Origin of the sequence: Sphingobium trunci (assembly GCF_022664535.1) — a bacterium.
Taxonomy (GTDB): domain Bacteria; phylum Pseudomonadota; class Alphaproteobacteria; order Sphingomonadales; family Sphingomonadaceae; genus Sphingobium.
On record NZ_JAKUJY010000029.1, the window covers coordinates 23,562 to 45,174 of the forward strand.

Sequence of the window (21,613 nt, forward strand, 5' to 3'; positions counted from 1 at the left end):
CTCAGTCGTTCCTTTCCTTGATGTCGGGAGTGGCGGATCCGCCGCCACGATCGCCCTGGCTGATCGCGTGAACGGCGAGCTGGCGGCGATGCCGCATGGTCTGTTCGGCGCGCATCGAGCGCGCCCAGGCAGGCGCACCGCCCGTCTCCCCGCCGCCGCCCGGTCCACTCGGTGCCGGCGACGGAGAGTTCTGGTTGAGGGCGTTCCATACCGCCTGCCGCCCGCTGGCCGCCGCCTCGCCGAGGCCGAGCGCACCGCCGGCACGCGCCTTGGCGGCATTGCCGGCCGCGCGCGCGACTCCGGCCAGGCCTGCACCGACGGAAGGCTTGGCGGCGGTTTCCTTGCCGAGGCCGTAGGCGGCCGAGGCGGCCGACCCCATCGAGGTGCCCGAGCGGACCGCACCGAGCGCGGCACCGCCTGCCAGACGGGCACCGCCCACCGCCGCGCCGCCGGCGAGCATCGTGACCCCCGCAGCACCGAGCGTCGTGCCGAGCGCCGCCCCGGCACCGAGTTGGGGGGCACCCGAGACCAGCCCGGAAGCGATCGACGGACCGAAGATGCCGAGGCCGAACAGCGACAGGCTGGCGAGCACCAGGCTCATGGCTTGGCCGATGTCCGGCTCCTGGCCTTGGAGCGCTTCGGTGAATTCGGTGAAGAAATTGGAGCCAATGCCGACGATGACGGCGAGCACCATCACCTTGATGCCGGAAGAGACCACGTTGCCCAGCACGCGCTCGGCGAGGAAGCTGGTCCGGTTCCACAGCGCGAACGGAACGAGGATGAATCCGGCGAGCGTGGTCAGCTTGAACTCGAGGATGCAGACGAACATCTGCACGGCGAGAATGAAAAAGGCGACGATCACCAGCGCCCAAGCGAACAGCAGGATCATGATCGTCAGGAAGTTGTCGAAAAAGGTCGTGAATCCGACCATCTCGCTCGCCTGTTCGAGCAGCGGCCACGCGGCCGAGAAGCCGGTGCCGGCGAGCCGTCCCGGCTTGAGCAGGTCATCGGCGGACAGCGTGCCGCCGCCCGCGGTCAGCCCTGCCTGCGCGAATGACCTGAAAATGATGTCGGCCAGCGTCGAGAAGCTGTTCAGGATGAACGCGAAGGCGCCGACGTAGAGGATCTTCCGTAGGAACCGGCCGATTACATTGTCCTCGCCGCCCAGCGCCCAGAACAGGCCGGCCAGCGTGATGTCGATGCCGATCAGCGTCGCGGTCAGGAACCCGACGTCGGGTCCGAGCAGTCCGAACCCGCTGTCGATGTAGGTGATGAACGCTTGCAGGAAGCGGTCGATGACATTGAGGTCGTTCAAGTGACTGCCTTCCTGTCGGCGTTGCGTGGGTGTCGCGGGGCGCAGTTGGGGGAGCGGGACCGCGCCCCGCGACGGCGACCGATGATGAGAGGGGCATCACCGGCCGCTGGCCGGATCGGGCCTTTCGGCCCCTGGGGGGCTATCGGGGCGTGTAGGCCGATCCGGTGCCGAGGAACTTCTTCGTCGCTGCCCGCGCCTCGGCGGCCTGCGTAGCGCGCCGCGCCTGTTCGACCGCCTCGCTGCGGAACTGCGCTGCCATCATGTGCTGGAGCTGGAATTGCTGCTTGGCGGTCAGCGCGAGGAGCTGGTTGGTCGCCTGCTGCGCTTGGAGCGATCCTTCCGCGCCCTGGCTGCGCGCGACGATGTCGGCGAGCGCCTGCGTGTCGGACTGGATGTTCTCGACCACTTGCGCCTGCACCGTCATCGTCTGGCGGAATGCACCCATGCTGGCGTCGAGCCGCGCCCGCGCGTCGCGCACGCGGGCATCGGTGCGTAGCGCCGAGGAGAAGTCCTTCGGGAAAAGCGACGTGAACTTGTCGTCGAGCTGGTCGACCTTGAAGTCGATCGCCTGCGCGCGGCCCATCAGCCGATCGATCTCGGCGAGCTTCTGCTTAAGCGCATCGAGCTGCGGGAAGTCGATCTTCGTCAGGTGCTTGCCCATGTTGACCAGCATCTGCGCCTCGTTCTGGAGCTGCTGGATCTGCTGGTTGACGGTCTGGAGCGTGCGCGCGGCCGTCAGGATGTTCTGGGCATAGTTGCTCGGGTCGAACACCACGCCGCCGAACTGGGCATGAGCGGGGGTGCTCGTCAGGCTGAGACCGATACCGATCGAGCCGACGGCGCCGAGGCCGAGAGCCGCGGCGATCAGGTGCTTGCGGTTGGGGATACGCATCATTCTTCTCCTTCTTGGGGGGCGGTGGGAATCGGGAAATCGGCGGCGAGGTCGGCCGCCCAGCCAAGATCGGCGGAGCGCAGGAAGGCCGGCGCGAAGCCGTCGGGGCCGTATTCGGTGAGAACGGCGTCGATCCGCGCCTGCGCGGCCGGGTCGGATGACCCGCACAGCGCCAGTGCGACGGGGCCGAGGCCCAGCTCGAAGAGCCGGTTGCCCCGCGCGGACTGGAGGTAATAGTGCCGCTTGGGCGTGGCGCGGGAGATCAACTCGATCTGCCGGTCGTTGAGGCCGAAGCGCGCGTAGATGTCATGGCCCTGCGGCTCGATCGCGCGATCGTTGGGCAGCAGGATGCGCTGCGGGCAGCTCTCGATGATGGCGGGCGCGATCGGCGACCCGGCGATGTCGGCGATGCTCTGCGTCGCGAACAGCACCGCGACATTCTTCTTGCGCAACACCTTCAGCCACTCTCGGATGCGCGCGGCGAACAGCGGATGGTCGAGGAAAATCCACGCCTCGTCGAGGATGAGCAGCGTCGGTCGCCCGTCGAACCGCTCTTCCAACCGGTGGAACAGGTAGGTCAGCACCGGCGCGACCACGCCGGCCTGGCCCATCAGGGCCTCGGTCTCGAAGCACTGGACATCGGCCAGCGCGAGTTGCTGTTCGGCAGCGTCGAGCAATCGGCCGTGTGGTCCTTCGAGCGTGTATGGCTGGAGCGCGATGCGCAGCGCGTTCGACTGGAGCAGCAGCGCGAGGCCGGTCATGGTTCGCTCCTCGCGTGGTGCCGACGCAAGGCTGCCGAGCGCGGTCCACACCGCATCCTTCACCTCGGGCGTGACGATCATGCCTTCGTGCGCAAGCAGCGCGGCGACCCAGTCAGATGCCCAGCTCCGCTCGGCGGCCTGGTCTATGTTTGCGAGCGGCTGGAACGCGAGGCTCGCGCCATCGGCATCCGTATCGCCAAGCGCATGATGCGCGCCGCCCATCGCCAGAACCGCGGCACGGGCCGAGTTGCCCTTGTCGAAGATGTAGACCTGCGCTTGCGGGTAGCGGCGGAACTGGAGCGCGATCAGGCTGAGCAGCACCGACTTGCCCGCGCCGGTCGGACCGACCACCAGCATGTGCCCGACGTCGCCGACATGGGTGGCCAGCCGGAACGGCGTCGAGCCGGCGGTCTTCGCGATGAGCAGCGGCGGTCCGTCGAGATAAGCGTTTCGCACCGGGCCGGCCCAGACCGACGACAGCGGCATGAGGTGCGCGAGGTTTAGCGTATGGACCAGCGGCTGCCGGACATTGGCGTAGACGTGGCCGGGCAGCGACGAGAGCCATGCCTCGACCGCATTAATAGTCTCGCGCTTGGCGGTGAACCCAAGCCCGTTGACGATCCGCTCGACGGCGCGGACCTTGTCCTCGACCATGGCGCGGTCGGTGTCAGTCACAGTGATCGTCGTGGTGAGATAGCCGAACGCGACATGGTCGCCGCCGAGCGCCTGGAGCGCCTGGTCGGCATCGACTACCTTGTTGTCGGCATCGCTGTCGAGCAGCTGCGCCGGGCTGTTGTAGAGCACCTCGCGCAGCATCGCGGTGACCGACTTGCGCTTGTTGAACCACTGTCGCCGCAGCGAAGTCAGCGTCTTCGTCGCCAGTGCCTTGTCGAGCGCGATGAAGCGCGTGACCCAGCGATAGCCGAAGTCCTGGTGGTTGAGCGCGTCGAGGATTCCGGGACGGCTGAGGTTCGGGAAACCGAGGATGGTGAGCGTGCGGACGTGGAGGTCACCCAGCATCGGTTCGAGGCCGCCGACCAGTGGCGTGTCGGCGAGCACGCCGTCGAGATACATCGGCGTTTCGGGCGCGATCACCGGATGACGACGGTCGGAGATCGTGCCGTGGAGGAAGGTCAGCGTCTCATCGTCGTCGAGCGCGCGGGCCTCGGCCATGAAGCCGGACAGCAGGTCGAGCACCCGGTTGGTCTCGGCGACGAACGACGCGAGCGCGCCGCGCCAGTCACGGCCCTTCTCTGCGTCGGGACGCTCAACCAGCGATCGCCCGGCGCGATCGCTGGCGTCGACCGGCGGAAGCCAGGTCAACGTGAGATGGTAGCGGCTCTCGAAATGCGTGCCCTCGGCCTCGAACGCCGCGCGCCGTTCGCCATCGACCAGCCAGCTCGCCGCATCCGGAAAATCGCTTTGGGGATAGCTGTGCGCCTCGCGCCGCTCCGCCTCGAAGAACAGCGCCCAGCCGCTGCCGAACCGCTTGAGCGCATTGTTGGCACGCGCGCAGGCGCCGACCAGTTCGGCCTCGGTCGCGGATTCTAGGTCGGGGCCACGGAAACGCAGCACCCGCAGGAAGCTGCCATCCTTGTTGAGGACCACGCCCGGCGCGACCAGCGCCGCCCAGGGCAGATGGTCGGCCAACCGGTCGGCGGCCGGGCGGTATTCGCGCAGGCTCAGCATCCGAGATATCCTTTCTGGCGGATGTGGCGGAGCAGCACCGGTGCGAAGCTCGGGTCGCGCCGGGCCGCCATCACAGCGAGGCTGTGCCCGGCCCCCCAGAGCGCGAGCCCGGCCAGCCATTGCTGGAGGCCAAGCCCGACCGCGGCAGCGAGCGTCCCGTTGACGATCGCGAGCCCGCGCGGCGCGCCGCCGAGGAGCAGCGGCGATCCGAGCGAGCCGTGGATCGGCACCTCGAATCCGTCGATGTGCTGCCCGCTGCCGATCACGAGATCAGCGCCCCGCCGCCGAAGCTGAAGAAGCTGAGGAAGAAAGATGACGCCGCGAACGCGATCGACAGGCCGAACACGATCTGGATCAGCCGCCGGAAGCCACCAGCGGTCTCGCCGAACGCCAGCGTCAGACCGGTGACGATGATAATGATGACGGCGACGATCTTGGCGACCGGCCCCTGTACGGACTCCAGCACCTGCTGGAGCGGCTCCTCCCACGGCATGCCAGATCCGGCGGCCTGGACGCTGGTCGCGATGGTGAGCGCGAGGCCGAACGCGGCGCCGATCAGAAAGGTCGCGCGGCGTGAAGGCCAACACGAACGAAGTTTGGCTGTGGTCATCTGGAGGTCTCCTTTGCTTTGGGAAAGTCGATGAGCGCGTAGGCGCCGGTGTCGGAATCGAGTCCGGCGACGCGGGCGATCGTCGCGATCCGCCGGTCGGCGCCGCGGCCGGCGATGAACACGACGACGTCGATGGCCTCCGCGATCAGCTGGCGGGGCACCGTGATGACGGCCTCCTGCACCAGCTGCTCGATGCGGGTGAGCGCGGCGGCGGCGGAGTTGGCGTGGACCGTGGCGATCCCGCCGGGATGCCCGGTGTTCCAGGCCTTGAGCATATCGAGCGCTTCGGGACCACGGACCTCGCCGACGACGATGCGGTCCGGGCGCAGACGCATGGTCGAGCGCACCAGGTCGGTCATCGTGATGTGCGGCGGGCGCGTGCGCAGCGCCACCGCGTCGGGCAGCGGGCATTGCAGTTCGCGCGTGTCCTCGATCAGGATGACCCGGGCATCGACCCACGCCATCTCGGCGAGCAGCGCGTTGGCGAGCGTCGTCTTGCCGGAACTGGTCCCGCCCGCGACGAGGATGTTGTAGCGCTGGGTCACCGCCGCGCGCAGTTCGTGCGCCTGGCGCTCCGACATCAGTCCGTCGGCGATATAGTCGTCGAGCGTGTGCAGCTTCTGCGCGGGCTTGCGGATTGAAAAGCAGGGCGCGGTCGCGACCGGCGGCAGCACGCCTTCGAACCTCTCGCCGGCCCGGCCCTCGATATGCGGCGGCAGTTCCGCCGAGATGATCGGGTGCTCGGCATGGACCTCGGCGCGGGCATGGCTCGCGACCAGCCGGATGATCCGCTCGACCTGGTCGGGCGCGAGCCGCACCTCGGTATCGATCCGGCCCTCGCCAAGACGGTCGAGCCTTAGCGCCCCGTCTGGGTTGACCATGATCTCGAGCACGTCGGGCATGCGCATGGCGGCGGCGATGTCCTCGCCGAGCGCGGTGATAAGCATGCGGCGGCGGCGCTCGGCGGAGAGTGTGGCGCTCATTCGCCGCCTCCCTGGCCGGAGGCAGCCGGGTCGGCCTCCGACGTAGCCGCGCCGAGGGAGCGCCGCCCGGTCGACACCTGTCGGCCGACCTGGGTGACGAACGCCTCGAACCGCTTCGCGCCGAGCGCACGGCCGGCACTGTCGTTTTCGGCGAGCGGGGTCTGGATCGCGAGTTCGAACCGGATGAACAGCGCCAGCGTCTCGAGCACGACATAGGTGTCGCGGTCGACCCGCCCGATCGCCTGCGTCAGCCGGTCGAGCCGGATCGCGAACCGATCCTCCAGCTCCGATGCGCCGCGGCGGTTGAGCCACGCAGTGATGGCGTCGACGAGGATCGCCGACTTGCTGGCGCCGGGCTTGGCGGCGAGCGCTTCGAGCCGGTCGGAGAGCGGCCTGGGCAGGAACAGCTGGTGGCGGACCTTTTCCATCGCTCAGAACCCCAGCTGCAGGTCGTCGGGGCGACCAGAGGCGGCGTCGAGGCCGTAGAAAGTGCGCACGGCGCCGAGTTGTTGGACCCGATCCATCGCGCGGCGTTCTGCCGCCTGGTCGGTATCGTCCTCGCCGAGTCCGAGCGGATCGGTGATCTCGGGTTCGGGCGCGGCCACCTGCTCGATCTCGTGGACCGGATGGCGGGCCTGTTCGAGGCCCCCGCTGTCGGCACCTTCGTCCGCGTCTGCGCCACTGGCGAGCCGCATGTCCGCTCCGCGGACCTGTCCGGCCCAGTCGTCGGGACGGGCGGCCGGGAGGTCGCGATAACCGGCGGTGGCGTCCCCGACGTCGAGAGCCGGGGCAGGAAGGACGCGCGCAGTGTAGCGGCGATCCTCGTAGTAGCGCAGCTTCTTCGCGCGGATCGGCGGCATGCCCGAGATCAGCACCAGCTCGTCGGTCGGTGCGAGCTGCATCACCTCGCCCGGCGTCAGCAGCGCACGCGCGGTCTCCTGCCGGCTGACCATGACGTGCGCGAGCCAGGGCGCGAGCCGGTGCCCGGCATAGTTGCGCATCGCGCGCTGCTCGGTCGCCGTGCCGAGCGCATCGGAGATTCGCTTGGCGGTCCGCTCGTCGTTGGTCGCGAAGGCGATGCGGACATGGCAGTTGTCGAGGATGGCGTTATGCTCTCCATAGGCCTTCTCGATCTGGTTGAGGCTCTGCGCGATCAGGAAGCAGCGCACGCCGTAGCCCGCGAGAAAGGCGAGGCTCGTCTCGAAGAAGTCGAGCCGCCCCAGCGCCGGGAATTCGTCGAGCATCATCAGCAGGCGATGGCGACCCTGCGCAGCTTCGCCGTCTTTGCTGTGCAGTTCCTCGGTCAGTCGGCGGCCGATCTGGTTGAGGATCAGGCGAACCAGTGGCTTGGTGCGGCTGATGTCCGACGGCGGCACGACGAGGTAGAGTGAGATCGGATGCGACGCCTCGACGAGGTCGGCAATGCGCCAGTCCGACGCGGAGGTGACCGCAGCAACGGTCGGATCGCGGTAAAGACCGAGGAACGACATTGCGGTCGACAGGACGCCCGAGCGTTCGTTCTCGCTCTTGTTGAGCAGTTCGCGCGCGGCCGAGGCGACGACCGGATGGATAAGGGGGACATCTTCGGTGCCGAGGTGGTTGGTCGCCATCATCTGGCGAAGGGTCGCGGCGAAGCTGCGTTGCGGGTCGGAGAGGAAGGTCGCGACGCGGGCGAGCGTCTTCTCTTCCTCGGCGTAAAGGACGTGGAGGATCGCGCCGACCAGCAGCGAATGGCTGGTCTTTTCCCAGTGGTTCCGACGCTCTAGCGCCCCTTCAGGATCGACCAGGATGTCGGCGATGTTTTGGACGTCGCGGACTTCGTTCACGCCGCGCCGGACTTCGAGCAGCGGATTGTAACGCGCCGAGCGGGCATCGGTCGGGTTGAACAGCAGGCAGTGCGAGAAGCGCGCGCGCCAGCCGGCGGTCAGCTGCCAATTCTCACCCTTGATGTCATGGACAACGGTCGAGCCGGTCCAGCTGAGCAGTGTCGGAACGACGAGGCCGACACCCTTGCCAGAGCGGGTCGGCGCGAACGCCATGACATGCTCGGGGCCGTCGTGGCGGAGGTCTTCGCCGTGAAGGCAGCCGAGCGCGACGCCGCGCTGGACGAGCAGCTTGGCGGCCCTGATATCGCGGTGGCTTGCCCAGCGTGCCGAGCCGTAGGTCGTGAGGTTGTTGCACTGACGCGCGCGCCACACCGAGCCGAAGATCGCGGCGCCACAGCCTACAAATCCGCCCGCTGCCGCGATCGCTCCGGCTTCGTCGAAAATAATCGGCGCATAGGCGTCGAAAGAGAACCACCACGGAAAGATCGACCAGGGATGGTAGATCGGCTGGCCGAAAGCGACAAACCATGGTGCCCCTAGTTCGGGCTGGTACGCGAGCTGCGCGGCAGCCCACTGCGTCGCGATCCAGACGCTCGCGATGATGATCGCGAGCACCACCAGAATCTGGCCGATAAGCAGCTTAGTCGGGGTCATGCGGGCCTCCGCCCGCTTCCGAGTGACTCACTCGCGGGCCGGCTCGAAAGTCGCCTATTCCGGTTTGACGGATCAGATACCCACTGGGGTCACAGGCGGTCTTATTGGGGTCACTGACGTGACGCCCCGCTTTCATACAGCCGCGACCAGAGACCGGGGGCTGTTGTTGCGCGAGACCTGCCGCGAATGCCGCCGGTGTGGCGTAGCCGAGCGCGGAGTGCGGGCGCTTGGTGTTGTAGTCTTCGATCCAGCCCGCGCCGAGGTCGCGGGCCTGATCCAGGCCCTTGTTTACACTGAAAACTCAAAGAAGTCGCCGCCGGCCTGGCTCGCCGACCTGATGCTTTGCAACTAGCAATCTGGGCAGCGCTCGTAATCGGCGTCACGGCCCTGTATTTGGAAGCTGCCGATTTAGATGCGGCGAGTTGGGTGCATCAAACTATGTTCGATAGATGCGGATCAATCGACCGCAACTTGGATCCGGCGTTTCTCTGTCGAAGCACAACCAAGTTTTTCCATGATGCGGCCAGCGGGCGCAGTGAAGTCGAAGCTTCTGGCAGTCTCAGGCGGATAGCGGCCAACTGATTGGCTGTGGCGACGCCACCCTCCGATCGCTATCCCTGCAGCCGACGGAGTGTGCAAGAAACTGAGCGCCTTACGCTAAAACGGACTTTTCTGACAAAGTGATAGACTTGCGAGTCAAAGCAAGAAACTGCGGAGAGACCAGTGGGTCGTCCTCCCTTCCGGCCTTGGTCACGAGCGCGGCCAAAACCGCTCCCAACGCTGGCGCAAGCTTGAATCCGTGACCGCTGCAGCCGTTGACAACAAATAAGCGCTCGATCTCGCTTTCACCTATCACAGGATGCACATCCTCGCGGTTGACTGTGTACAAACCACTATATCCCTGCACACCACGATATGTGAGTGAGGGTATACGGTGCTGCAGCGCATGGAGTTTCAGCCTGGCGTAATCATCGTCCACATAACGGGCAAAGTTGTCCGGGTCGGCAACCTCTTCTTGCTCGTCTTCCTCAAGGATGGATCCGACGATGAGCTGCTGACCTCGATTCTGCGTGCGAAAATATATGCCGCCGGGAACGTCGCAGGTTATCGGGATGTCGCCGACAACCTCAGCCGGGCGATCGAGGTGAACGACCTGAATACGCGTGGGCTTTAGAGACCAGTTGAGCGCATAGCCTGCCATTTCGGCCAGACGATTGCACCAAGGGCCAGCAGCGTTGATCAAGGCATCGCAAGCGATGACGGAACCATCAGCGAGGCTCACGCTCACGACTCGGTTGGATCGGATCTCCACATCGACGACAGCAGTATTGAACCGCACAGAGATCCCCCGCTTACGGCAAGCATCGATCATATCCTGAAGCGCGTCCATTGGATCGACATAGCCAGCGTCGAGTTCCAACAAATGACGACCACCGCCCGAGCAATCATGCGGCTCCCCGGTTTCCAGGTCGGGCGGCAACAAACAAGGATTCAAGCTCGGAAAGCGCGTTCGAAGCTCTTGATCGTCAAGCACAGTAGCACGGATTCCGAGCCCCGCGAGCCGCTCCGCTTCGCTTTCGGTCTGCACGGCAGACGCATTGGCGAGCCATAGCATCCCGTGCTTGTGGAATTGCGCTCGCGGGTCCTTCAGCTTCGTATAGTCGGCCCATTGCTGGTACGCGCCCACCCCGTGTTTGGCGAGCAACACCATCTCATCGTAGGAGTATTTGAATCGGCAAACCGCCGATGACGCGCCGGTCGAGCCTTCCCCCGGCCCCTTTCCCTTGTCGAGAACCACGATCCGCGCTTGGGTCCGAAGCGCAATCTGGAAGGCCGTGTTCAGGCCGATTATTCCGGCACCGACGACAATGATGTCGGCTGTTTCAGCCATGCTTCGTGCCTTCCTGGCCGACGTTTTCGACGGCAAGCTTGGAAATGCCGTTGCCGTCGCACAGCGCGACCAGAATATTAGTCATGTTCCGGAGAGCGCCCAGATGGGCAATTTCGAAGCCATGTGTGTTTTCGGTCGGGAAGCCAAGGCAGGCAGCCCGCGCCACGCCGCCAGATTTCATCGCGATCGAGCCATCACTGCCAAACCCATTGAGAACCGCTAGTTGCAATGAAACCCCGACCGCTGCTGCGCTTTTTCGTAGTTCCCGATTCAGAGGATCGTCATAAATCCCATAGCTATCCTCCACGACGAGAACCGGGTCCGCTCCGGTCAGGATCGGATATTCGGGCGCAATAGGCGCAATCTCCAGCGCGACGAGGGCATCGACGCTATGATGCCGGACGAAATGGAGCACCCCTATACCTCCCACTTCCTCCTTTGCCGTCGCGACAAGAAAGACGTCGGGAATTGGTGAATGAATCCGCGCCGCCAGCTCAATCAATATCGCCAGCGAAGCCTTGTTATCGAGGGTATACCCGGCGATGTGATCGTTCAGCCGATAGGGTTGCTTTCGATGTTTGCCAACAACCATCCGGGCCCCGGGTCGGACACCCGCGTGGTCAAGTTGCTCCCGAGAAAGTTTAGTTTCGATCCAGACGTCTTTCCAACGAAGCGGTGCGACATCTTTGAACTCGAACTGGGGCGATGCATGTGAAACGTGGCGCGAGCCGAAGCAGAGGACACCGCTGATAGTCTGATGATCACCGAGAATATCGACAATACCCTCGCCGTAAACCCAAGGGAAGGAACCGCCCAAATTCTGGATCTTGAGTCGGCCATTGTCTTCGACATGAGTAACTGTGGCGCCGATCTCGTCCTTGTGCGCTGTGATCGCGATGCTGCCTGGGCCGCTCCCCTTTATATGACCGATTAGATTGCCCGCCGCGTCGATCGTGAAGGGCACGCCCAGCTCGCGAAATCGCCGCGCAATCAGCTCGTCGACGTCGTGTTCGAAACCGCTGGGCGAGTGGCGCAGGATGAGCTCGCTGATCGTGTCGAAGGACTGGGCGTAATATTCCACAAAAGATCCCATGATTTAGACGGTGGTCGGGGAACGGGCCGGCGCGGACATCGCGCCATCGGCCGCTCGCGTTCGAGCGAAGCGGATGGGGTCGATGCCGGGCTCGAGGCTCAGGCTGACCGCGTCGATCGCGCCATCGTCGCCCATCGCGAAGCGGACCTGGCCAGATCGGTCAAAGGGATTGGAGGCATGCGCCGCCCAGCGATAGCGCTCAGCGGCGATCCAAGCGTCGTAGTGCCAGTGCTCGAGCGCGAGCCGCAATTGTCCGCGTTGGAGAACGAGACCGATGCCGCCGAGCTGAATTTCGAGCTCGCCATAGCCGGGATGACTGTATCGGCCGGCATAGGCCGTCAGCTCGTGCGATGGATGGGTATCGGGCACCCGCGGAAGCCTTGCGAGCCGACGCTGATTGTCGTCAATCAGCTGCTCATAGCGCACCTGACGCTCCTGCAGCGCGAGGCCCGGGTCACGGCCGTGAACGAGATAGTCGAGGACGCATCCATTGAGGAATTCGGCCGGCAGCGGGCCGATGAGATTAGTGACGCAAACCGAGCCGACACTGCGTTCTGGCACGAGCATCACCGAGGTGCTGACGTCGTGGAGCAGCCCGCTATGATGTACCCGGCGCGCGCCGCTGACATGGTCGATTGCCCATCCCAGGCCGTAGGCGGCGTCGGGGGCGAAGGCCGCCAGCGCGCGATGTCCGATCACGACGTGCGGCGCGTGCAAGGCGGCGAGCTGGCCGGCACCCAGAATATCCGCTTGCCCGGTCAGATTGAACGCAAGCCATTTTGCCATGTCGAGCAGGGTCGAGTGGATCGAGCCGCCCGAAGGGCCTGTGCATTCGGTCGCGAACCGTTCGCCCGCGACAAGCGTTCGGGCGGCGTCCTCGTGATAGCCAGCCACCGAGATCATGTCCGCAGCGCAGCCGAAATGGGTCTGGGTCATGCCAAGCGGATCGAGAATGCGTGTGGCGACGAGGCTTTCCCAGGTCTCGCCCGTGACATACTCGGCGACATGCCCGGCGATGGTCACCGACACGTTGCTGTACTGGAATCGCTCGCGAAACGCGGCCGACATCTGAAGATGGGCGGCGCTGCGGGTGAGTTCAGCGCGCGATTGCGGATTGGCCAGCCAGGCCCAGTCGTGCCGAGGCAATCCCGCGCGCATCACGATCAGATCGCGCAGCGTCGCTCTCGCGGCCGCGGCCTCATCCGCGAGGCGGAAATAGGGGAGATAGTCGCGGACCGGCTTGTCCCAGTCGAGGAGCCCTCCGGCCACGAGCGTCGCGATCATCGTGGCGTTGACCGCTTTGCTGGTCGACGCGATCGGAAACGAGGTGGTCGGGGCGAAGGCCTCGCCGCTCGCGAGATCGGCGATACCGTAGCAGAGCGTGATCGGCGGCTGACCCGGCTGAACTATGGCGATGCCGCAGCCAGGAACGCGCGCCGCCGCCAGATGAGGTTCGAGCAAGCTTCTCAGAGCTTCCGCGCTATCGGGGCCGATCATGAGCCCCAGCATGCCGCCGACACCGAGACGCGGCCCTGCTCGTAGAGCGCGCCGGGCGAGCGATCCTCGTTGAGAAAGATCGGCCCATCGAGATCGGCGATCTCACAGTACTGGCCGAGCAGCCATGCCGGCGCCAGCCCCAGCGAGGTCGAAAGCATGGTACCCACCATCGGCCGCAGACCATGCGCGCGGCAGGCAGCGAGCATGTCCAGAGCGGCCGTGAATCCACCGCATTTGTCGAGCTTGATATTGACCACCTCGACCCGGCCGACGAGACCCGGTACATCGGTCGCGGTTTGCGCGCTTTCGTCGGCGGCGAGCGGCACCGGGCACTCGAGGCCATCCAGCCAGTCGTCGTGGGCAGCGGAAAAGGGCTGCTCCAGCAAGGCGACCTCGGCCACGCGCAAGGTCGGAAGCAGCGCCTCCAACGACGACCGGTCCAGCGCCTGGTTGGCATCGACCGCCAGCCAAGCATCGGGCAGTGCATCCCGCACGGCGGCTATCCTTTCAGCATCCGCTAGGTCCCCCGCAAGCTTGAGCTTGATCGCACGCGCGCCGCCATACCCCGCGGCGGTGCGCGCCATGTCTTCCGGCGTATCGATGCCGCAAGTAAAGGTCGTCAGAACCGCCGCCGGCGGTTCGAAGCCCGCCAGGTCCCAGACCGGCCGCGCAAGGATCGCCGCCTCGAGATCCCAAAGCGCGCAGTCCAGAGCGTTGCGCGCGCCGCCGGGCGGCAGGATAGTTTGCAACAGCGCGCGGCTGACCGGTTGGCTGCACGCCAGCAAGGCGACGAGCGCCTCGCGCTGCATGGTCTCGCAGGTCTCGCCGCGATAGCCGACCCCGGCCGCTTCACCGCGGCCAGTGGCGGCCCCCGCTGAGACTGTCACGGTCAAGACCTCGCAAAGGGTCCAGCAAGCGCCGCTGATCCGCAGGGCGCGCTTGAGGGGCCATTGCTCGATCGCCAGCTCGATCGCGAGCGGGCCATGGATCGATGCGACGGAGATGGTCTGTCGGGACACGATTGTCATGGGACCAAGAGCTCCTGCCGCTGTGGCGCATGCCAGCAGGCGCGCGCGATCCTGAGCCAGTTTTCGCCCAGAATGCCAGTGATGGCTTTGTCGCTTAGCCCACGCTGGCTCAGCCGCTCGGCGATGTCCGCGATCGCCGTCGGCGGCACGGTTTCGACCGCTGCATCGTCCACCATTAGGCCCGGAAAGGACTTGAGCACCGGGCCGAGGTCCGATGGATCGAGGACATGATCGAGGCCAAGCCCAACATACTCGGGTCCGACCAAGTCGACGAGTGTGATGAGCTGATCGACGCAGGCCTCGACCATCTCTTGCCGGGTGCCAAGGAAGACCGAGATGCCATTGATGCCGATGACGCCGCCGCGCGCCGCGCAGGCCCCAATCTGACGATCCGAGATGTTGCGCGGATGCGGGTGGCAGCGCGCTGGGTTCGAATGCGAGAAAATTACCGGCTTGGCGCTCGCCTCGATTGCCTCGAGCGAGGATCTTTCGCCAACGTGCGAGAGGCATAGGACGACGCCGGCGGCGTTCAGCTTCTCGATCACCAGGCGGCCGGCCCGCGTCAGACCGTTATCCTCGTCGAGGCATCCACCGGCCAGCGCATTGCTCGCATTGTAAGCCAGCGAAAGCCAGCGCACGCCAAGGTCATGAAATGCATCGATGAGTTCGACTTGGCTGGCAAGGCTATCTAGACCTTCGATGTCGAAGACCACCCCGAGCCGCCGGTCGTCCGGCGAGCCCGCCTCGTCGGCCGTAGAGATCAGTCGATAGTGCTCGGCGTGGTCGGCGAGCCAGCGGCGCGCGCCATGAAGGTTCGCGAGAACGGTTTGCGCGGACATCGCGCCGTAGCCGACATTGACCGAAACGATGCGCACCCCGGCATCTCGGTAGACCGCGAGGCGATCGAGCTGCACCGCCATGTCCGACAGGGGCAGGCAGGCATGGTTGTCCCAGATGAAGGGGAAGCGCAAGGCGTTGCTCATCACCCTTGCGCCTCCTCGGCGCGGAATCGGTCCGCCACGCTATCCGCCGCATCAGAATGGCTATCGGACGCGCCTAGTTCGGCGGCAGCAATGTCGCGCTCGACGGTCTTGGCTGCCCGGATGAGGTGCCAAGCGGACCACAGATATCCTGGGCACAGGGCAAGAAGCGCGAAACGAAGCGACTCCTGATGCAAGGTCGCGTGCAGCGCATCGCTCATCACACCGGCGGCGAGTGGTCCCAGTCCCCCGCCGATCAGGTTGGCGACGAAGTAGATCGCCGCGACGGAAAGCGCGCGCATGGACTCGGGAACGAGCGTCTGAATCATCGCGAAGAGCGGCGCGTTAAGCAGGGTTGTTCCGAGCGTCGCCAGTGCGAGCAGCGCGAAGGCGGTTATCGGATCGCGCGAGAGATAGACGCCCGCCGACAGGGCACCGAAGCCGACGATGACGGTGGCCATCAGGCGCAGCTGCAACTTCTCGTTGCGTGCGGCATAGCGCGACGCGAGGTAGCCGCCGAGCATCACGCCAACCAGACTGCTGAGCCCGAAGGTGACCGTCAGATAAACGCCGAGATCGCTCGTCGAGATGCCGAAGCTGCGAATGAAGAACGCGGCCTGCCATTGGCCGATACCGGCGCTGAAAAAGGACGAAACGGCAAAAGCGATTAGCAAGTTGCGAAAGGCGGCGTTGCGACGCAGGTATAAGGCGACTTCGCCGAGCCCCGGGCTCGCCTCGCTGGGGCCGGTCGGCGAAACCCCTTTGGCATCGCACCCGCCGCCAAGCGTGCGGGGTTCGCGCAGCGTGAACCAGGCCAGCACCGCCAAGGCCACACCGGGAACACCCAGGAGCATGAACGTGAAGCGCCAGCCATAGATTTCATTGAGTTGCCCGGCGAGAAGGTAGCCGACGACGAGGCTCAGGGGACCGCCGAGCATGAAATAGGACATCGCTTTTGGCCGCTCATCGCGGGAGTAGTAACTCGCGATCAGCGAATGGGCGGGCGGGACGCAGCCTGCCTCGCCGACGCCCACGGCAATGCGAAAGGCGAGCAGCTGGAAAAACCCCATCGCGGTTCCGCAGGCTGCCACGGCCGCACTCCAAAGCGCCGTACAGACCGAGATGATCCGGACGCGGTTGCCGCGATCGGCCCACCGCGCGATCGGAACGCCCATCAGCGCGTAGAACAGGCTGAAAGCGATGCCGGTCAGCAGGCCGAGCTCGGTGTCGGTGAGCCGAAGATCGACCTTGATCTCCTGCAGGAGCAATCCGAACAGATGGCGGTCTTTGTTGTTGAATGCCAGGATCAGCATCAGGACGAACATCATGTAAGCGCGGTAGGTAGGGCGGCCGGTCACGTCGCGCTCCTGCTGCTCGGTTGGGGACTAAGGAATCTCAGGAAGTGCGCGGTCAGCCGCGCGATTAGATAGTCCTCGTCGGCGCCGGTGACACTGTGCCGCGCGTCGGGCAGGACCACGAGGTCATGAGCGACTTGCGCGTCGACGAGCGATCGCACGAGTTTCATGGTCGAGGCGAAGACGACGGGATCGGCGCTGCCGACGATCAGCAGCAACCGGCCGGCAATTCGGCCAGCCTTGTCGTAAAGATCAGCGCGCCGGCGTTCGGCCGCGTCCCTGGCGGCAGGACCGTAGAAGGCTTCGAGGAGGCCAGCCCGCGACGGCGCCGCGCTTGGCGCGCAGGATACGGCGACTTGAAAGACGTCGGACGCGTCGATCAGTGCGCGGATCGCGAAATAGCCCCCGAGCGAATGGCCCCAGATGCCGACGCGGTCAGGATCGATGAACGGGAATAGCTTGCAAAGCTGCGGCACCGCCGCAGCATGGTCGGCGATTTCGTAGTCGCCGAACCTGCCATGGAAAGCTGTGTGGAAGGACCGCGATCGTCCCGGCGTGCCGCGGCCATCGAGCGTGAAGACCACGTAACCCAGTTCGGTCAGCGCGCGATCAACACGGTCGAACTTGCGCAGACCTGTCCCGGAATCGCGGCGGCAGAATGCCGTTTGCGGGCCAGCATAGATATGCTCGATGAGCGGATAGCGCCGCCCGGGTTCGACGAGGCGCGGGATATAGATCACACCCCATAGCGCCTCTTGGCCGTCAACTGAGCGCACGCTGAACTCCTCGACCCGGCAGCCAGCCGTCTTGGCTGCCGCGGGTACCGGCCAAGCGATGTCGGTCTTTGCGCAAGTGCCGAGCGAGAGCAGCTGGATCCGCGGCTTGCGATCGACCCTGGAATTGATCAGGCAGGCGTTCTCGCCATCCGGGTCGATGACGACGGCGTTCTGGCCGTCGAGGCTGCTGAGCCGCTCGAGCTGTGGATCGCTGAGCGAAACCCGGCAGAACTGGGTGTCATAGGGCCGTAGCGGATCGCTGTGCGCCGTGAAATAGACTTGGTCGCGGAAGGCGCCGACAAGATCGAGAGAGATACAATCGCCCGAGGTCAGCGGCCGAAGCAGCGTTCCATCCGGCGCGTAATGATAGAGGTGGTCATGACCCGATCTTGCGGACCGCAAGACATAGCCTGCGCAGCAGGGCAGGATCGTCACCGGAGTTCGACGATTGTAAAGCAGATCGGTCGGGATGCTGGCGAAGGCGGGATCAATCTCGGTCAGGATCGTTCGGACTGAGCCATCGACAGCATTGGCCGCCAGAACGTCCATTTGTGTGAAGTCGCGCGAATGGCGCGTGAAGACGACCTCGCTGGGCGACATCCATCCGACCAGCGTCACCACGGCCTCGTATGGCTCGCCAAGGTCGAGCGCGATGGCGCGGCCCGACTCGATGTCGATGATATGCGGGATGGGACGGTCGATCGCGCCGCCAACCGCCTGAACCGGCAGGCTCGTCACGTCGGGGGTGTCCCCGGCGAAGCGGACGATCGCTTCTTGGGCCACCAATCGCTGATCGAGGCGGCAGGCGAAAAGGCGAGCGCTGTCGCTGCTCCAGGCCTCTCCGCTGAACCTGCCGTCAGGCCGCGTTTCAACGTCCCAGCGGTAGCCCGACCCGGCTTCCGCCGTGGTGAAACGGCAACGACCCGTCAGATCGCGAACATAAAGGTTGGATCCGCTGAGGCCGGCGAACAGAGCCGCGTCGGGAGATCGGATTTCGGCTGCCGACTGGCCATAGGTGAGCCATGCCGGTCGCGATATAGGCTGGGGCAACCTGAGGTCGCCTTCGATGACATCTTCGGTTTGCCCTGTGGCTAGATCGACCAGAAGGTGTCTATCGCCTTGGCGCACCAGGAACTGCGAGGCCCCAATCTGGCGGCAAGCATCAACGACGTCGCCAGCGCCGGACCCAAGCGCGTCGCCTGGCGGCAACTTTTCGAACAGCGGGACGAAGCGCCGGCTCTGGCGATTGACCCGATAACAGGCTGCACCGGCTTCGGTTTGAAACGCCAGCCACACGTAATGGAGACCGCCGAGCCTGACGCTGCCGAAGCCCAATTCGGGGAGCGGCGACGGGGTCACCAGCGCGCGTTCGAACCGCTCCGCAGCGGCCGGCTCGACCGCTGCGGATGCCCTCGCGGCATAAGGATCCAGGGCAAGCATCTGTGCCTAGCCCGCGTCAGAATTCGCGCGCGACAGACAAGCCGAAGGTCCGGGGCTGAGTGTGGGTTCTGGCGAAACCGAAGCTAAACGGCGTGTCCCGGCCCGAACGAAGCACGCCGCGCTTGTCGGTGAGGTTGTTGAGGTAAGCGGCGATCTCCCAACCGCCGATATTCAGGCCAGCTCGCAGATCGATCTGGGTATATTCTGGAAAGGTTTCCTGCGGGACGCCCGTGAAAAAGCGACCTTTGCGGTCATCGACATAGCTGAGCGTGCCGCCAACAAAGGCATCGCCTATCGAACCGAGCGGGAACGACTGTTCGACCGACACATTGCCCGACCATTTGGGGCTATATGGGAGCCGGTCGCCAGCGCGCGCGGTGATCACGAGATTGGCCGGAACCTGCGAGAGTTGGGCTTCGTTGTACGCGACCCAGCCGCTCACCACGAATCCGCGCCACGGCTTTACATCGAGCGAAAACTCGATGCCTTTGCTCTCGGCCGAGCCGCCATTAATGGTATATTGGAGCGCTGCGTTGTTGGGATCGCGGACCTGCAATTGGACGTCGCGCCAGTCGATGTAGTAGGCTGACAAATCGTATTTGATAACGCCGCTGGCGAGCTCGCCCTTGAGGCCGACCTCATAGGTTCGCGTCGTATCGGCGTCGTACGATGCCGGATAACCTGCGGTTATCGCGGCGGTGTTGAGGTTCGGACCTCCCGGCCGGTATCCGGATGCGAGACGGGCATAGATCATAAGCTCATCTGACACACGAAAGCGCGGTGTCAGAAGGTAGGTGAACGGCTGGTCCTTCGATTGGAAGGCAGGCGTGACGGTCGTGACCGAAGGGCCAGTGGCGCTCGGGAAGGGACCGGTGGCGGTTTGCTCATCGACGTCGAACTTGTTCGCGGTATATCGACCGCCGACCTGCACATCGAACCGATCGCTGAACTTGAAAGTGACATTTCCGAAGATCGCGTATTCGTCGTAGCCGCCGCCCGCTAAGGTGCGCAGCCACAGCCCGACCGACCGACCTGTCGCGGGGTCGATCGGGAGGATGTCGGTTCGGGAGGAATAGCTTTCGCGGGTGTAAAAGCCACCACCCAGAAAATCTATGTTGTCCGACAGCGGGACCGCAACGCGCAGTTCCTGGCTAAATTTCTTCGTTTTCAAGTTCGCGTTTGTGCCTATTCCCGACACGCCAAATCGGGTTTGGGTCACGTTTGCCAGAAACGTGCTTGGGGTGAGATCGACGAGCGAAGCGAATTTGTTGACACTGTAGCCCGACAGCGACGTCAACTCCGCATTGCCCACTTGGGCGACGACCGTAGCGCCAAATGCGTCGATCCTTTGATCATACCAGCCGGTATTGCGCACCGCGCGCTGTTGCAGGTCGCCCAAACCTGAAAGAACATGCACGTCGGGCGAACCGTCGCGCCGAACGTCTTGATGCAAAGCACTGAGCTGGATGGTGAGGTCGGAGGACGGACGCCACAGCGTAGCTATCCTGAAATTCGTCGCCTCCGAGCGGTTTACGTCACGCTCTCCCGTTGCCAGATTATCAATATATCCGGGCTCGACCCTGTGTGTAGCGCTGGCTCGGATCGCGAATGTATCCAGTAGCGGGACGTTTACCGAACCGCGGACATTGTACCCAAGGTCGCTTCCGCCACGGACGGCCGTGCCACCGACTTGCAGGCGCCCGCTCAGTTTGTCGGTCGATGGAGCGGCGGTTATATATTTGATCAAGCCGCCGAGGCTGTTGGCGCCGTAGAGCGTTCCTTGCGGGCCGCGCAGCACTTCGATTCGCGCGAGTTCGCTTGGATCGAGATCAGGCGCGAGAACACCGTTGCCCAGCGATGTCGACGAACCAATCGGGATGTCATCGAGTACGGTCCCGACCGTCGGCGTCACATATCCGCCCGGCGTGATCCCGCGGATGGCAATAAGGGGACTCCCCACATCGCCAAGCATGGTGAGGCTGAGACCAGGGATCTGCCGGTAGTAATCCTCCAATCGCAGCTGATTATTTTGAATCAGTTTTTCTGCAGCTACCACGCTGACTGGAATCGGTACGTCTTGCAGCCTTTCCTCTCGTTTCTGGGCTGTCACTATGATTTCAGCGATGCTGGTCGAAAAGTCTTCCCCGGTTAGTGCAGTTTCATCACCGGCGGTTTGGCCGTTTCCCTCCCGGACGATCGCAACGAGATTGCCGTCGATGCGGGTGGTGAAGCCGCTGCCGGCGAGAATGGCCGCGAGCGCGGCTTCTGCGGACTGCTGACCACGAGTGCCAAGCGATCGCGCCGAGCGCACCTGGTCGGCGCGATAGACGACTTGGCGACCGGACTGGCGGACGTATGCGTCGAGAGCAGACTTCAGTGATCCGGCTGGAATATTGTATTCGCGTGTCTGCGCTGCCGCTGGTGTGGCGAGTGCCACGATGCAGGTGCTGGTCGCGAGTGCCGCTGCGAGTGTCCGGATCATTTACCCCCCTTATCCGGGCAGACTGTCTGCCCCATTGGGAGCGCACGACAATCCAGAGGCGTCGTTTTGGTAACGCTACTGACTCGAAATCTTCACGGTCTCGTCATCGCGCTCGATTTTCAGGCCATAGGCATCGCGCAGAAGTCGAGTGAAGGAATCGACGCTGGACGCCTGGAAGCTCCCGCCGATCGGGATCTTGCCGGCCTGCACGTCAGTTACGACGAGCCGGGTTCGGTTGTAGCGATTGAACTCCGCAACAACGTCGGTGAGCGGCGCCTGGTCGAAGCTCAACATGCCGTCGCGCCAAGCCAGCGCATTCTCGACGCGCTCCTCGGACTTGG

The 21,613-nt window shown here is 64.7% G+C and carries 16 protein-coding genes and 2 pseudogenes; all 18 read right to left on the reverse strand.

Features of this window, described 5'->3' with window-relative positions:
• Position 1 precedes the first annotated feature (1 nt).
• Positions 2-1,315, reverse strand: a complete 1,314-nt coding sequence (gene trbL / locus MJ601_RS18895) for a P-type conjugative transfer protein TrbL (protein WP_242129296.1) — start codon at positions 1,313-1,315, stop codon at positions 2-4.
• Positions 1,316-1,454: 139 nt separating this feature from the next.
• Positions 1,455-2,207 (reverse strand): P-type conjugative transfer protein TrbJ, encoded by a 753-nt coding sequence (gene trbJ, locus MJ601_RS18900; RefSeq protein WP_242129297.1) that lies wholly within the window; start codon positions 2,205-2,207, stop codon positions 1,455-1,457.
• Positions 2,207-4,657 carry a conjugal transfer protein TrbE gene (trbE, locus tag MJ601_RS18905; protein WP_242129299.1) on the reverse strand — a complete coding sequence of 817 codons (2,451 nt, stop codon included), beginning with the start codon at positions 4,655-4,657 and terminating at the stop codon, positions 2,207-2,209. Before trbE ends, trbJ begins: the two co-directional genes overlap by 1 nt.
• Positions 4,651-4,923, reverse strand: coding sequence for a VirB3 family type IV secretion system protein (locus tag MJ601_RS18910; protein ID WP_242129301.1), 273 nt, complete (start codon positions 4,921-4,923; stop codon positions 4,651-4,653). Before MJ601_RS18910 ends, trbE begins: the two co-directional genes overlap by 7 nt.
• Positions 4,920-5,267, reverse strand: a complete 348-nt coding sequence (locus MJ601_RS18915) for a TrbC/VirB2 family type IV secretion system protein (RefSeq protein WP_242129304.1) — start codon at positions 5,265-5,267, stop codon at positions 4,920-4,922. The genes MJ601_RS18910 and MJ601_RS18915 overlap by 4 nt, the downstream gene beginning before the upstream one ends.
• Positions 5,264-6,250, reverse strand: coding sequence for a P-type conjugative transfer ATPase TrbB (gene trbB, locus MJ601_RS18920; protein ID WP_242129306.1), 987 nt, complete (start codon positions 6,248-6,250; stop codon positions 5,264-5,266). Before trbB ends, MJ601_RS18915 begins: the two co-directional genes overlap by 4 nt.
• Positions 6,247-6,678 (reverse strand): CopG family transcriptional regulator, encoded by a 432-nt coding sequence (locus MJ601_RS18925; protein ID WP_242129308.1) that lies wholly within the window; start codon positions 6,676-6,678, stop codon positions 6,247-6,249. Before MJ601_RS18925 ends, trbB begins: the two co-directional genes overlap by 4 nt.
• Positions 6,679-6,681: 3 nt before the next feature.
• Complete coding sequence (locus tag MJ601_RS18930) at positions 6,682-8,730, reverse strand: conjugal transfer protein TraG (RefSeq protein WP_242129310.1); 2,049 nt, start codon at positions 8,728-8,730, stop codon at positions 6,682-6,684.
• Between the two features lie 157 nt (positions 8,731-8,887).
• Positions 8,888-9,010 (reverse strand): annotated as a pseudogene (locus MJ601_RS18935) (integrase core domain-containing protein); the annotation flags it as partial.
• A gap of 372 nt (positions 9,011-9,382) precedes the next feature.
• Positions 9,383-10,621 (reverse strand): NAD(P)/FAD-dependent oxidoreductase, encoded by a 1,239-nt coding sequence (locus MJ601_RS18940; RefSeq protein WP_242129311.1) that lies wholly within the window; start codon positions 10,619-10,621, stop codon positions 9,383-9,385.
• Positions 10,614-11,702, reverse strand: a complete 1,089-nt coding sequence (locus MJ601_RS18945; RefSeq protein WP_242129313.1) for a M42 family metallopeptidase — start codon at positions 11,700-11,702, stop codon at positions 10,614-10,616. Before MJ601_RS18945 ends, MJ601_RS18940 begins: the two co-directional genes overlap by 8 nt.
• A 15-nt stretch (positions 11,703-11,717) precedes the next feature.
• A complete protein-coding gene (locus tag MJ601_RS18950; RefSeq protein WP_242129315.1) occupies positions 11,718-13,211 on the reverse strand; it encodes a serine hydrolase in 1,494 nt (497 codons plus the stop codon).
• Entirely contained in the window at positions 13,208-14,239 is a 1,032-nt protein-coding gene (locus MJ601_RS18955) for a dipeptide epimerase (RefSeq protein ID WP_242129316.1), read from the reverse strand. Before MJ601_RS18955 ends, MJ601_RS18950 begins: the two co-directional genes overlap by 4 nt.
• Entirely contained in the window at positions 14,236-15,222 is a 987-nt protein-coding gene (locus tag MJ601_RS18960; RefSeq protein ID WP_242129318.1) for a dipeptidase, read from the reverse strand. Before MJ601_RS18960 ends, MJ601_RS18955 begins: the two co-directional genes overlap by 4 nt.
• Entirely contained in the window at positions 15,222-16,577 is a 1,356-nt protein-coding gene (locus MJ601_RS18965; protein ID WP_242129320.1) for a spinster family MFS transporter, read from the reverse strand. Before MJ601_RS18965 ends, MJ601_RS18960 begins: the two co-directional genes overlap by 1 nt.
• Positions 16,574-18,790, reverse strand: coding sequence for a S9 family peptidase (locus MJ601_RS18970; RefSeq protein ID WP_242129322.1), 2,217 nt, complete (start codon positions 18,788-18,790; stop codon positions 16,574-16,576). Before MJ601_RS18970 ends, MJ601_RS18965 begins: the two co-directional genes overlap by 4 nt.
• 16 nt (positions 18,791-18,806) lie before the next feature.
• Positions 18,807-21,272, reverse strand: coding sequence for a TonB-dependent receptor (locus MJ601_RS18975; RefSeq protein ID WP_242129324.1), 2,466 nt, complete (start codon positions 21,270-21,272; stop codon positions 18,807-18,809).
• A 75-nt stretch (positions 21,273-21,347) separates the two neighbouring features.
• Positions 21,348-21,613 (reverse strand): annotated as a pseudogene (locus MJ601_RS18980) (hypothetical protein); the annotation flags it as partial.